The 12191-nt window shown below is 62.5% G+C and carries 13 protein-coding genes; 4 read left to right on the top strand and 9 right to left on the bottom strand.

What is annotated here, in order from left to right; genetic code table 11:
- The first annotated feature begins 23 nt into the window (after positions 1-23).
- Positions 24-302, top strand: a complete 279-nt coding sequence (gene catC, locus ACFFFR_RS02300; protein WP_377457911.1) for a muconolactone Delta-isomerase — start codon at positions 24-26, stop codon at positions 300-302.
- On the opposite strand, the gene ACFFFR_RS02295 is transcribed toward catC, so the two are convergent.
- Genes ACFFFR_RS02295 through bioA form a run of 5 tightly spaced genes read right to left on the bottom strand, consistent with a single transcriptional unit; the run spans position 295 to position 5393 of the window.
- Positions 295-846 carry a GNAT family N-acetyltransferase gene (locus ACFFFR_RS02295; RefSeq protein WP_377457910.1) on the bottom strand — a complete coding sequence of 184 codons (552 nt, stop codon included), beginning with the start codon at positions 844-846 and terminating at the stop codon, positions 295-297. The genes catC and ACFFFR_RS02295 overlap by 8 nt on opposite strands.
- A 33-nt stretch (positions 847-879) precedes the next feature.
- Entirely contained in the window at positions 880-1647 is a 768-nt protein-coding gene (gene bioD / locus ACFFFR_RS02290) for a dethiobiotin synthase (protein WP_377457909.1), read from the bottom strand.
- Positions 1644-2852, bottom strand: a complete 1209-nt coding sequence (locus tag ACFFFR_RS02285; protein WP_377457908.1) for a cytochrome P450 — start codon at positions 2850-2852, stop codon at positions 1644-1646. Before ACFFFR_RS02285 ends, bioD begins: the two co-directional genes overlap by 4 nt.
- On the bottom strand, positions 2849-4054 hold the full coding sequence (locus ACFFFR_RS02280) for an aminotransferase class I/II-fold pyridoxal phosphate-dependent enzyme (RefSeq protein WP_377457907.1): 1206 nt from the start codon (positions 4052-4054) through the stop codon (positions 2849-2851). The genes ACFFFR_RS02285 and ACFFFR_RS02280 overlap by 4 nt, the downstream gene beginning before the upstream one ends.
- Positions 4044-5393: an adenosylmethionine--8-amino-7-oxononanoate transaminase gene (gene bioA, locus ACFFFR_RS02275; protein WP_377457906.1), complete on the bottom strand. Its 1350-nt coding sequence runs from the start codon at positions 5391-5393 to the stop codon at positions 4044-4046. The genes ACFFFR_RS02280 and bioA overlap by 11 nt, the downstream gene beginning before the upstream one ends.
- A gap of 420 nt (positions 5394-5813) precedes the next feature.
- Between bioA and catA the strand changes: the two genes are divergently transcribed.
- The 3 genes from catA (at position 5814) to ACFFFR_RS02260 (ending at position 9116) form a co-directional block, all read left to right on the top strand.
- A complete protein-coding gene (gene catA / locus ACFFFR_RS02270; RefSeq protein WP_377457905.1) occupies positions 5814-6674 on the top strand; it encodes a catechol 1,2-dioxygenase in 861 nt (286 codons plus the stop codon).
- A 145-nt stretch (positions 6675-6819) separates the two neighbouring features.
- The gene (locus ACFFFR_RS02265; RefSeq protein ID WP_377457904.1) at positions 6820-7404 is read left to right on the top strand and encodes a flavin reductase family protein; all 585 of its coding nucleotides are present in this window, start codon (positions 6820-6822) and stop codon (positions 7402-7404) included.
- Positions 7405-7511: 107 nt separating this feature from the next.
- Positions 7512-9116 (top strand): 4-hydroxyphenylacetate 3-hydroxylase family protein, encoded by a 1605-nt coding sequence (locus ACFFFR_RS02260; RefSeq protein ID WP_377457903.1) that lies wholly within the window; start codon positions 7512-7514, stop codon positions 9114-9116.
- 110 nt (positions 9117-9226) lie between these two features.
- Here the strand turns inward: ACFFFR_RS02260 and ACFFFR_RS02255 are convergent, their stop codons facing one another.
- The 4 genes from ACFFFR_RS02255 to ACFFFR_RS02240 form a co-directional block, all read right to left on the bottom strand.
- Entirely contained in the window at positions 9227-9418 is a 192-nt protein-coding gene (locus ACFFFR_RS02255; protein WP_377457902.1) for a hypothetical protein, read from the bottom strand.
- Between the two features lie 85 nt (positions 9419-9503).
- Positions 9504-10598, bottom strand: a complete 1095-nt coding sequence (locus ACFFFR_RS02250; protein WP_377457901.1) for a PQQ-dependent sugar dehydrogenase — start codon at positions 10596-10598, stop codon at positions 9504-9506.
- A 30-nt stretch (positions 10599-10628) separates the two neighbouring features.
- Positions 10629-11123, bottom strand: coding sequence for a nuclear transport factor 2 family protein (locus ACFFFR_RS02245; RefSeq protein WP_377457900.1), 495 nt, complete (start codon positions 11121-11123; stop codon positions 10629-10631).
- A gap of 158 nt (positions 11124-11281) precedes the next feature.
- On the bottom strand, positions 11282-12139 hold the full coding sequence (locus ACFFFR_RS02240; protein WP_377457899.1) for an SDR family NAD(P)-dependent oxidoreductase: 858 nt from the start codon (positions 12137-12139) through the stop codon (positions 11282-11284).
- Positions 12140-12191 lie beyond the last annotated feature (52 nt).

Raw genomic sequence — 12191 nt, 5'->3', positions numbered from 1 at the left:
CCCCAGACCCCAAGGAGTAAGCCATGAAGTTCCTCGTCCGCATGGATGTACACCCGCCGCTGGACATGCCCGCTGAAGAGTTCGACAAGATCAAGGCCACCGAGAAGGAGTACTCGCAGCAGCTGCAGCGCGAGGGCGTTTGGCCTGAGATTTGGCGCGTGGTGGGGGAGTACTCAAATTACTCCATCTTCGAGGTGCGGGACAACGACCACTTACACGAGGTCCTTCAGGGGCTCCCACTGTTCCCCTACATGGACATCGAGGTCACCCCGCTGGCCAAGCACCCCTCCGACATCAAATAACGGCGGCGAACAGCAGCATGTCCCTGCGCTCGCCTTCGATTTCCGTGTAGCTGCGCAACAGCCCCTCTCGTTCGTAACCCGCCCGCACGGCGGTGCGAATGGAGGCGGTATTCCACGGTTCAATCAGGAGCGCGACCCGGTGCAGCCCAGGAATCGTCCACGCAAAATCGGTCAGGGCCGTCAACGCCGCAGCTGCCAGGCCTTGGCCCCGTTTCGAGGGAACCACCGCGTACCCGGCGGTTGCCCTTCCCTTGTCCAGTTCGCTGAGCCACAAACCACAGTGTCCCACCGCGGTGCCGGAATCTTTGAGGACAATCGTGAACGAGAAGCCGGTCCTCGCAGCGTGCCTGCTTTGCTGCCGCCTGATCCAGCCCAGCGCCTGGTCGGCAGAAGCGTTCAGCGGCAGCGTCCCCACGAGCGGGACGTACGGATCCGTTGACAATTCTCGGGCCATCTCAAGGTCGTCATCCTCGACGGCGCGCAAGAAAACGGGGCCGTGCGCCGGCGGTACTGCCGGCCACTCGGGCAATGCGGAAAGAGCCATGACAGAAAGTCTGTCGCGATTACGGCGCAGAATCTAGCTCTTGCCGGGTAAGCCAAACAGTCCTGGCACCTGCAGCAGCTTCTGACCGGCACCGCGAAGCGTGGCTTCCACCTGTTCCGCGGACCCGATGACGGCCCCGGCCGCTGGCCCCGGCGCCCAGGCCCAGCCAAACTTCCCTGCGAGCTCTGTAAGATGCCGCCGGTTAATCTCGTGCAGCGCATCCGGTTTTGCGGGCCAACTGCCCAAGACCAGCACCCCGGCGTTGAGTCCACGCCGATCGGCCGCCTCCAGCGTCAATTCGGTATGATTCAGCGTCCCCAAGTTCGGACGGGCGACGACGATGGGCCGCGCCCGGACCAGTTGTGCCAGCTCGGCGATCGTCTCCCCGGCTTCGGTCAGCTTCACCAGCAGCCCGCCGGCTCCCTCAACAAACACAACATCGTGCTGGGCTGCCAACGTCTGGATCGTAGCGGCATGCTCCTGCAAAGTCGGCAGGACGGGCAAAGACGTACCGGCCTCAGCCGCCGGCTGTCCCTCCTGCCGAGCTTCCTGATGACGCAGCGCGTCCACCGGGGCCATGGGATGGATCAACCGGACGCCCTCGGCCGTGGTGAGCTGCTCCGGGCTTCCCAACCAGCCGGCCACCGAGTCCACATCGCCGGCGTCCTCGGGACCCACCCCGGTCTGAGTGGGCTTGTAGACCGCGACGGTCTTACCCGCTTCCAGCGCCGCGGCAGCAAACATGGCCGTCACGACCGTCTTGCCGATCTCGGTGTCAGTACCGGTCACTGCGAAGATCATGCCTTCGCTCCATGTCCATGCAGGTTCAGGCGGACCGGCACCGTCACCGGCGCCTGAAAGGACAACAGGTGCAGCCACGGAGGATCCTCAGCTGCCAGTTCTAGGTCCGGTAGCAGACGAGAAAGGGTCTGCACCACGGCTTCCGTTTCCATCTGAGCCAGACCCGCGCCCAAGCAACGGTGCAGCCCAAAACCGAACGCCAAAGAATCATCGGAGTCCGCCAGATACTGCTCCCCGGAAAGCTGCAACACCAGCTGCTGGCCGGCAGGGTAGTGGACCCCGTCCACCTCCAGGTCCGTGGAAGCGAGTCTTCGCCACGTCGGTACCGAAGACTTGCCAGCCAACACGTCGGTCACGAACGCCGAGGTCGCCGCAGAGGACTCGCCGTACTGCTTCCACTGACCACCGCGCAGCGCCGTATCGAGTGCCGTGTTGATCAGCAGCGCCGTGGTCTCCTGTCCCGCAATGGTCAGGAAATACCCCAGAGAACGAATCCGGTCCACGTCCACCCCGGCCGCGTGCAGCTGGGCAAAAAGGTTGCCGTCATCGGCCGCGATCGCCTCGGAGATCGAGCGGCGCAACCACTGATGGAACTCCACAGCCGTGTGTGCCAACTCAAGCTGGCGGTCCGGTTCCGGCCAACCCCAAAACAGTTCCAGCGAATGCCGGCTGAAACGCTTCAAATCAGCCAGTTCGGGAGCAGGCACCCCGGTCATCCGTTCCATGACCTCCGGCGGGATCAGATCTGCCAGCCGAGGGGCCAAGTCAACCGTGGCAGCATCGTCCCCAGCGGCACGAGCCTCGGTCACCAACTCGGAAACGATCTGTGTCACGCGGGACTCCACGTACTCGCGCTGGGCGGCCACCTTCTTGGGGCTGAAGAAGCCGGCCACAATGCCGCGCACCTGACGGTGAGCTGCGCCGCTGGCGCTCGCGAGCACCGGAGGTAAAGAGAATCGTTCGGCAGCCAAAATACGCAGGGTCGCCGGCTCCAAATCAATACCCGTCAACAAAGCGTTATCCGGGGTGAACAAATCCGGCTGCAACAAAATCTGCTTGACCTGATGCGGGTCGGAGACCACCCGGTAGCGATCGTTGATCTGCGCGGGGAACCCGGCCGCTATGTCACCGGCCAACGGGCTGGGCTGCGTCGTCGTTGCCGGCCCGGAGAGGTCCAGTTGCGTGTGGTCGAATGGGCAGCTCACGCCTTCTCCTCCTTCTCGATGCACCTAATGATTCTCTCCGCGGCTTCCACCAAAGTGGCCGGCTCATGCTGGGCATGACTTGTTAGCCGCAACCGGGAAATCCCGTCCGGCACACTCGGCGGTCGGAAGACGGCGACGGCGATACCGGCGGCACGAAGCGCAGCAGCTGTGCGAACAGCCGCGGCCGGAGTTGCCATCCGAATCGACAGGATCGGCCCAGCCCCATGCTCAACCCGGTCTGCCAGCCACGGCACCGACGTCAGCGTCCGTGCCAACAGGTCAGTGTTCTCCCGCAGCCGCTCGAGCAGCTGGGCATCGGCAAGATCAAGCGCCGCCGTTGCCGCACCAGCCGCTGCCGGGGAAAGCGCGGTATCAAAGATAAACGTGCGGGCCGTATTGATGATGTGCTCCCGCAGCAGTTCCGCCTCCGAACCGCCAAACAGAATGGCACCACCCTGAGCGGCCAATGACTTAGACAAGGTGGCCGTCACGATCACATGGCTCGCTGCGGACAGACCGGCCGCTGCCACAGCGCTTCCGCCGGTGGTGGCCGCCAACGAATGCGCCTCATCCACCAGCAGCAGCGCATCGTGTTCGGCACACAGATCAGCAAGGGGCTTCAGCTCGGCGGCGTCCCCCAGAACCGAATACAGGGACTCCACCACCACCAACGTCCGGTGCCGTCCCGAAGATCCATTCGCCAGTAGCTTGAGTTTCAGGTCGTGCAGATCATTGTGGGCAGCGGTCTCGATGCTGGCGCCGGAAAGTTTTGCGCCATCGACCAAACTGGCGTGCGCGTGCTCATCCAGAATGATGTGACTGCCCGGCCCACCCAAGGCCTGCAAGGCACCCATATTTGCGGTGTAACCACTGGAGAAGGCCAGAGCGGCAGCCCGACCGGTGTAACGGCACAGCGCTTCCTCCAAGTCTCGGTGCGCGGCCAAGGTCCCGGTCGCGACGCGGCTGGCCGAAGCCCCGGCCCCTTGCGCCTGAAGAGTCCGCGACGCGGCGGCGCGCACTGCCGGGTGCTGGGCCAGACCCAAATAGTCGTTGGAGGACAGATCTAGCAGATCCTCCCGGCTGGTTTCAGCCCGGCGGAAGTTACGTTTGGCCCGGACCTGAGCCCGCTGCTGGAGCCAACCTTGCCACACCGCCGGGAACTGAGCGTCGTTGCTCATCCCCGCATCTTCGCTAGCGGCCATGGACTTCACCCACCGCAGTGACCACCGCTCGCGTGAGTTGTGCCAGATCTTCTGAGCTGCACACATACGGGGGCATTACGTACACCAGATCACGGAAAGGGCGGACCCATGCACCGTTCTCGACGGCGATCTTGGTGACCTCGGCGACCCGCACCGGTTCGGTAAGTTGAACGACGCCCACGCCGCCGAGCTGGCGGACTTGGCGGACCCCGGAGAATTCTGCAGCTGGCGCCAAGCCCTCCCGTAACCCGGTCTGAAGTCTCTGCAATTGTTGTTGCCAGCGTTGTTGGCCGGGGTGTTCCGGGTCGTCTTCGGTCAGCAAGCTCAAGGAAGCATTAGCCACCGCGCAGGCCAGCGGGTTACCCATAAAAGTGGGTCCGTGCATCAGCGGGGAACCGCTGTCATCCAGAACCTGTGCCACTTCCGAGGTGCACATCATGGCCGCCAGCGTCAGATAGCCGCCGGTCAAAGCTTTACCGACGCACATCACGTCAGGGGTGATGTCCACCCAATGGGTGGCGAAGAAGCGGCCGGTCCGTCCGAAACCGGTCGCGATCTCATCGAAAATCAACAGCAAGCCATGTTCGTCGGCCAGCTCGCGCAGAATAACGAGCACGTGCGGATCGTAAACATACATGCCGCCGGCGCCCTGCAAGATCGGCTCGCAGACGATCGCCGCAAGCTCCTGAGCATGGGCTCCAATCAGCTCGCGCGCCTGTGTCTCCCAGGCGGCCAGCGCGTCCGCGTCAGCGTCCCATGTCCCAGCAGAATTCAGGGCGGCAGCCGGCGGACGAGGCAGGAAGACGTTGTCCGTGCCCTGACCTGCGAACTGGCTGTGCATCCCATCAACCGGGTCACAGACCCGCATCGTCGCAAAGGTGTCGCCGTGGTAGCCACCACGAAGAGCGGCAAACCGTTGCCGGTGTCCTTGCCCTCTCTCGTACTGGTATTGCAAAGCCAGCTTCAGCGCGACTTCAACAGAAATGGATCCGGAGTCAGCGAGGAAGACATGTTGCAGGCCTGCCGGGGCCAACTCGATCAGTTTCTCGGCCAACTCGACGGCCGGTGCGTGTGTCAGCCCGCCAAACATGACATGGCTGAAATCCTCTAACTGGGCGTGCGCAGCCGCATCAAGACGGGGGTTCCGGTACCCGTGCACAGCAGACCACCAAGAGGCCATGCCATCAACCACGGTGTGTTCGCCGTCGGCCCCACTCAGAGAAAGACGAACCCCTTCTGCGCCGGTCACAGCGTAGGACACCCCGGCAGCCAGCGTGCTGTACGGGTGCCAGAGCAGTCCCGAGTCGCGGTTGAGGATGTCGGGGCCGTGCCCAGTCAATCGTCTGCCCTCCCACAAGCAAAAGCGCCCAAGCGGTGAAAAACCGCTGCGCAAAAGGGCGCGTACGCAGTCGGTGTGCTGTCAGATGTACTCACCAATTCAGCCTACTAAAGGCGCACACAAGACAGGGTCTGGTCACGGGCAACTATACACCCGTGTAAACGATGTGAAGTCGAATAAGAAGATACTCGAGCCCGCTTGAATGAGATATCACGCACCATCAATGCGGGAGCATTCAGACCCCGGCGCTATCAATCAAGGTGAAACAAGTATTTCCCGTATCATCGGTCAGCTCATAGTGTTTAACACATCAACAGTGACGCAGGCCACATTGAGGGAGCTTTGCCGTTCGCCTCCCACCGACCACCACGGCCCGAGAATCAATTCGGGTCACCTGCGTAAATCATGAGGAGTAACACCATGACTGCAACTCAAGACACCTACCAGACAGCCGCCGCGGCAGGCAGCGCCGCCACCGCGCGCTTCCGTGACTCAGGCAAGCTGGCCGGCGGTAAAGAAGTCGACGTCGAACGCGTCAACCGCCTCGCCACCCGCGCCGTCAAGGCCCTGAACGACATCGTGCTGGAAGAGCGCGTCACCTACGACGAGTACAACGCGCTCAAAGCCTGGCTGATCAAAGTCGGCGAGGACGGGGAATGGCCACTGTTCCTCGATGTGTGGTTAGAGCACTCCGTCGAGGAAGTCGCCACCGACCACCGCGAAGGAAACAAGGGCTCCATCGAAGGCCCGTACTACGTGCCAGACGCGCCAACCTCCGAAACCCCGATGACCATGCCGATGCGGGAGAACGAAGAAGGCACCCCGCTGGTCTTCAAGGGCCAACTGCGTTCCACCGACGGTTCACCGCTGTCCCAAGGCAAGGTTGAACTCTGGCAGGCCGACGCCAAGGGTCTGTACTCCCAGTTCGCCGAAGGCGTCCCGGAGTGGAACCTGCGCGGCATCGTCATCGCCGATGACAACGGCAACTTCGAGATCAACACCATCGAGCCGGCTCCGTACCAGATCCCGACCGAAGGTGCCTGCGGTCAGCTGATCGCCGCCGCCGGCTGGCACGCCTGGCGACCAGCCCACCTGCACCTGAAAGCCGTGGCCGACGGGCACGAATTGCTCACCGCCCAGCTGTACTTCCCGGGCGATGAGCACAACGACGACGACGTTGCCTCCGCCGTGAAGCCAGAGCTCATGCTGGATCTGCAGGATGACGGCTCCGGTGGCAAGGTCACCACGTACGACATCGTGCTGGACCCAATCAAGAAATAACCCTCTCCGACTCCATCATTCGCTGTTGCTCTCCCGCCTCGGGATACGTCTCCACAACCATTCATTGATCCCGTACCCCGAGGCGGGAACCCCAAGCAACACCACAGCGACCAACCACATGCCCCCGCATGCGAGGAGCACCCCCATGACCGCCACCTCCAGTACCGAGACCACGCTGGAAGCCATCGACCCGCGCCAGCTGCGGAACACCTTCGGTACCTTCGCCACCGGCGTCACCGTGGTCACCACCACCGGCGCGGACGGCGTCCCGCACGGGGCCACCGTCAACGCGTTCACCGCCGTTTCCCTCGACCCGCCACTGGCCCAAGTCACCCTGACCCGCCAGTCCAAGGCCGCAAAGTATTTAGAAAATAGCCACTTCGCCATCAACATCCTGGCCTCCGACCAGCTCGACGTCGCCATGCACTTCGCCGGCCGTCCCATGGAACAGGACCCAGATTTCGTGCTCGATGGCGACGTCCCCATCCTCAACGGCAGCGCCGCCGTTCTGGAATGCAAACCCTGGAACATTTACGACGGCGGAGACCACATCATCGTCGTCGGAGAAGTCACCCGGCTGGACTACACCACCAAGCCACCACTGCTGTTCTACTCCGGCAAGTTCCGGGAAGTCGGCAACTTCTGCGAAGGAACCCCGTGGGACCACAGCGCTGACTCGCTGTCCTCCGGCTGGTTCGACGGCGCCAAATGTTTCAAAAAATTTAGCTAACCCAACGCCCTAACCACCACACCTGTAGCCATACCTTCAAGCCCTCCCGCTTTCTTGGGCGCACCTTCGCGCACCCAAAAACGGGTTCCGTGTAGGAGAACCACACCATGACTGACACCCAGGCCACCACCGAAACTGAGAGCATCAACCCGCAGGACATCCGGGACGAGCGCATCACCCCGGCCAACCCAAAGCTGCCGATGACCGGGGACGAGTACATCGCCTCCCTCCAAGACGACCGTGAAGTCTGGATCTACGGCGAACGCGTCAAAGACGTCACCACCCACCCCGCCTTCCGCAACTCCGCCCGCATGGTCGCCCGACTCTACGACGGCTTCCACAACCCGGAGACCGCAGACAAACTGTTGACCGACACGGACACCGGCAACGGCGGCAAAACCCACCCGTTCTTCCGCAAGCCACACTCCGTGGAGGACCTGAAGAAGGACCGCACCGCCATCGAAACCTGGGCGCGCATGTCCTACGGCTGGCTTGGCCGCTCCCCGGACTACAAGGCGGCCTTCCTCGGCACCCTGGGCAGCATGCCGGACTTCTACGAACCGTTCAAAGACAACGCCATCCGCTGGTACAAGGAATCCCAAGAGAAAGTCCTGTACTGGAACCACGCCATCATCAACCCGCCGGTCGACCGGCACCTGCCGCCGGACCAGGTGGGGGACGTGTTCATGAAAGTGGAGAAGGAGACCGACGCCGGCCTCATCGTCTCCGGCGCTAAGGTCGTCGCCACCGGGTCCGCGCTGACCAACTACAACTTCATCGCCCACTACGGTCTGCCGATCAAGAAGAAGGAATTCGCCCTGATCTGCACCGTGCCGATGGACGCACCGGGCGTCAAACTCATCTCCCGCACGTCCTACTCACACCAGGCCGCCGTCATGGGCACCCCCTTCGACTACCCGCTCTCCTCACGCCTAGATGAGAACGACGCCGTGTTCGTCTTCGACAAGGTACTCATCCCGTGGGAAAACGTGTTCGCCTACGGCGACGTGGAGAAGGTCAACACCTTCTTCCCGCAGACCGGGTTCCTCAACCGCTTTACCTTCCAAGGCGTCATCCGCCTGGCCGTCAAGCTCGACTTCATTGCCGGGCTGCTGCTGAAAGCCCTCGAAATCACCGGCACCGACCAGTTCCGCGGCATCCAATCCCGCGCCGGTGAAGTCATCGGCTGGCGCAACCTGTTCTACGCGCTCGCCGACGGCATGGCACTCAACCCCGACGAGGGCCCGAACGGCACCGTGTTGCCGAAGCTGGACTACGGGCTGGCCTACCGCATGTTCATGGCGCAGGGCTATCCGCGCATCAAGGAGATCATCGAACAAGACGTGGCCTCCGGCCTGATCTACCTGAACTCCTCGGCCATGGACTTCAAGACCCCGGAGATCCGGCCGTACCTGGATAAGTATGTTCGTGGCTCCCACGGTGTGGAAGCCGTGGACCGGGTGAAACTGATGAAGCTGCTCTGGGACTCCATCGGCACCGAGTTCGGTGGCCGCCACGAACTCTACGAGCGCAACTACTCCGGCAACCATGAGAACGTGAAGTCCGAGCTCCTATTCGCAGCCCAAGGCCAAGGCCACACCGACGTCATGCACGGCATGGTGGAACGCTGCATGAGTGAATACGACCTAGACGGCTGGACCGTGCCGGACTTGATCGGCAACGACGACGTCTTCCTCTTCGGTAAGAAGTAGTTCCCAGCAGTAGTCGTCACCACAGCTACTCGCAGCAACGCCAAAGGCCGGTGCCCGCCCCGAGAAAATCAGGGGATGGACACCGGCCTTCGGTGTTTTAGCTGTCAGACTTATTTGTTGTCCGACTTCTTGTCGCCTGACTTCTTGTCCTCTTTGGTTCGGCCTTCTTTGCTGCGCTGCTTATTCACAGTCCGGGCGGCGATCTCCTCGGCCCGTTCTTCACTGCGGCCGCGGTCCTCTTCGCTTTCCTTGACGTGCTCGTACTGACGCTCATCCTTATTTGACCAAGCCTTCTGCGGCATCACTGTCTCCTTTCGACTCTGTTTTCCAGTCTGCAGCACTTGCGGCCAAGACGGAACCCCTCCGGCACAACCCGCGCTGACTAGGTCAGTCACCCGAGACGGGCGGATCCAGTTCGATGATCCGGTCATCACCCTCGGCCGGTTCCCCGCGACCATCGGTATTATTCGTCAGCACCCACAGCTTGTTATCCGGGCTCACCACCACATCCCGGATCCTGCCGTAGTCGCTCAAGACGACCTCAGATTCGGTAAGTTCGGCAAGCGGAACCGTGCGCACGGATTGCCCGCGCAGATTGGCAATATAGATGTTCCCGTCCACGATGGCGACACCGCTGGGGCTCGCCTCGGCCGGTTTCCAGACCTGCAGCGGGGCAGTGCTGTCAGCGTCCTCGTCGGCTGGCATGCCCTCAACCTGCGGCCAACCGTAGTTCTTGCCCGGCTCGATCAGGTTCAGCTCGTCCCAGTCGCTGGCCCCAAACTCGGAGGCGAAGAGCCGACCGTCCTCATCCCACGCCAACCCTTGAACGTTCCTGTGCCCTAGGGAGTACACCGGCGAATCCGGGTTCGGGTTGTCAGCTGGGACCGAGCCGTCAGGGTTCAGCCGCAGAATCTTGCCCGCCAAGGAATCCTCATCCTGAGCCAGCGACCCGTTAGAGGCGTCCCCGGTGGCCACATACAGCTTGCCGTCCGGACCGAAATCGATGCGCCCACCGTTGTGAATCCCAGCCGCAGGGATCTGCTCAATGACGGTGACCGGTTCCCCCAAACTCAGCTGCTTACTCTCCGCCTCAAGCGGGTACCGCTGAACCCGGTTGCCGTCCTGACCCGTGGAATACACGTACAGGCTCTCACTGTCCGCCGGGTCGACGGCCAAGCCCAACAAGCCACCCTCACCACCGGTACGCACACCGGCGATGGTCGCCACGTCGGCCGTGGAACCATCCTCAGCCAGCTGCAGGATCTTGGCGCTATTGCGCTCACTGACCAACGGCACGGGGTCCTGGTCTTCCTGGGGCACGAAGACGATCGACCACGGGGCTTCCAAGCCGGTCGCCACCTCGACCGGACCGGAGCTTTCGGGCTCGGGGGAATCCTGTGGGTCCTGCTGGCAACCGGCCAACAGCAGCCCCGTCGCCACCGCGAGTGTCGTGAAAATGTAGGCGGAGGAACGGGTTTTCATGATCAAGCCCCTGAAATCGATACCAAACGTTTACTGCAACGGAATGTCCTGACCCGCCTCGGCCTCGGTGCGAGGCCCGGTGAAACGACGCTCCGACTCCTGAATCTGCACGTCGTTGATGGAGGCCTCCCGGCGGGCCATCAGCCCCTCATCGGTGAACTCCCACAACTCGTTCCCGTAGCTGCGCCACCACTGCCCGGTCTCGTCATACCACTCGTACTGGAAACGCACCCCGATCCGGTTTTCAGAGTAGGACCACAGGGACTTGCGCAGCACGTACCCGTTCTCCTTCTCCCATTTGCGGGTCAGGAACTCGACGATGGCCTCCCGCCCGGCAAAGAATTCCTCCCGGTTCCGCCACCGCGAATCCGGGGTATACGCCAGCGCCACCTTGTGCGGATCCTTGGTGTTCCACGCGTCCTCGGCCGCCTGCACCTTCTTGCGGGCACTCTCCTCGGTGAACGGTGGAAACGGCGGGCGCGGCTCGGCCACACTCAGATCAACGGAAGCATCACTGTGTCCCATGGGTCCCTTTCGCAAACAAACCTCGTGACTCCACCCTAGCCAAGCCCTCCGCTAGGGCAACAGGGGCAACACTGGGGCAGGTTAAACGCAACGGCCGGGACATCGAACCACAGGGTCCGCGTCCCGGCCATCGATAGGATTATTCGGCAGGATCGAGCTTAGATTGCGTTCCAGCCGTCGGCGGAGGCTAGGGTCACACCGGTAATGTTCTTCGCCTCATCCAGCAGCAGGTAGATGATGTTCGCGGCGACCAGCTCGGCCGAAGCCATCCGGGTACCTGCCCCCTGCATAATCGGGCCCAAGGTCTCCCCGGTGTAGGCCGAACGGAACTGTCCATCAACGTTGGTGATGGTGCCGCCCGGGGCCACCGCATTCACGCGGATGTTGTGCTTGCGGTACAGCAGCGCCGCGTTGCGGGTCAGCCCGATCATCGCGTGCTTGGAGGTGGTGTACGCGGTGCCAGCCGCGCCACCGGAAATACCGGCCAGCGAGGCCACGTTCACGATCGCACCATCGTTCTGCGCCATCATTTTCTGCAGCGCCGGCCGGGTCATCTTGACCACGGAACCAACGTTGACCGCCATGATCTTCTCGTACCAGTCATCCTGAAGCTCATGCAGCGGAATGAATCCGTCCATGATGCCGGCGTTGTTGACCAGCCCGTCCAGCTTGCGTTCGCCCACGGCCTCGTAGACCCGCGCAATGTCCTCGTTGCTGGTCACGTCCGCGGTCACCGCGATGAACTCGCCGACGCCCTCGGTCGAATCATTCGCCAGCACGCCGCCTAGCTCTTCTAGGCCTTCCGGGTTCAGGTCGACGCCGACGACGGTGCCGCCTTCACGCACAATCCGGGATGCGGCAGCGCGGCCAATGCCGGACCCGGCGCCGGTGACGATGATGGTCTTGCCCTTGAAGCGGCCGGGGTTGATGACCTCTTCCCACTCCAGCAGCGGTGGCATCTGCAATACCTGTTCTTCGGACATGATGACCTCTTTCCCGTCGATGATGGTCTTCATCTCCAGCCTATCCAGCTATCTCGATCCACCGCAGTGAGCAGCACCACCGTTA

Origin of the sequence: Micrococcoides hystricis (assembly GCF_042434215.1) — a bacterium.
GTDB classification, from domain to species: domain Bacteria; phylum Actinomycetota; class Actinomycetes; order Actinomycetales; family Micrococcaceae; genus Micrococcoides; species Micrococcoides hystricis.
This window is presented reverse-complemented; position numbering and strand designations above follow the sequence as displayed.

What these genes read in the sequence shown, in the direction of transcription:
- catC (WP_377457911.1), top strand. Translation starts at nt 24, where the DNA reads ATGAAGTTCCTCGTCCGCATGGATGTACACCCGCCGCTGGACATGCCC.
- ACFFFR_RS02295 (WP_377457910.1), bottom strand. Translation starts at nt 846, where the DNA reads ATGGCTCTTTCCGCATTGCCCGAGTGGCCGGCAGTACCGCCGGCGCAC.
- bioD (WP_377457909.1), bottom strand. Translation starts at nt 1,647, where the DNA reads ATGATCTTCGCAGTGACCGGTACTGACACCGAGATCGGCAAGACGGTC.
- ACFFFR_RS02280 (WP_377457907.1), bottom strand. Translation starts at nt 4,054, where the DNA reads ATGGCCGCTAGCGAAGATGCGGGGATGAGCAACGACGCTCAGTTCCCG.
- catA (WP_377457905.1), top strand. Translation starts at nt 5,814, where the DNA reads ATGACTGCAACTCAAGACACCTACCAGACAGCCGCCGCGGCAGGCAGC.
- ACFFFR_RS02265 (WP_377457904.1), top strand. Translation starts at nt 6,820, where the DNA reads ATGACCGCCACCTCCAGTACCGAGACCACGCTGGAAGCCATCGACCCG.
- ACFFFR_RS02260 (WP_377457903.1), top strand. Translation starts at nt 7,512, where the DNA reads ATGACTGACACCCAGGCCACCACCGAAACTGAGAGCATCAACCCGCAG.
- ACFFFR_RS02255 (WP_377457902.1), bottom strand. Translation starts at nt 9,418, where the DNA reads ATGCCGCAGAAGGCTTGGTCAAATAAGGATGAGCGTCAGTACGAGCAC.
- ACFFFR_RS02250 (WP_377457901.1), bottom strand. Translation starts at nt 10,598, where the DNA reads ATGAAAACCCGTTCCTCCGCCTACATTTTCACGACACTCGCGGTGGCG.
- ACFFFR_RS02245 (WP_377457900.1), bottom strand. Translation starts at nt 11,123, where the DNA reads ATGGGACACAGTGATGCTTCCGTTGATCTGAGTGTGGCCGAGCCGCGC.
- ACFFFR_RS02240 (WP_377457899.1), bottom strand. Translation starts at nt 12,139, where the DNA reads ATGAAGACCATCATCGACGGGAAAGAGGTCATCATGTCCGAAGAACAG.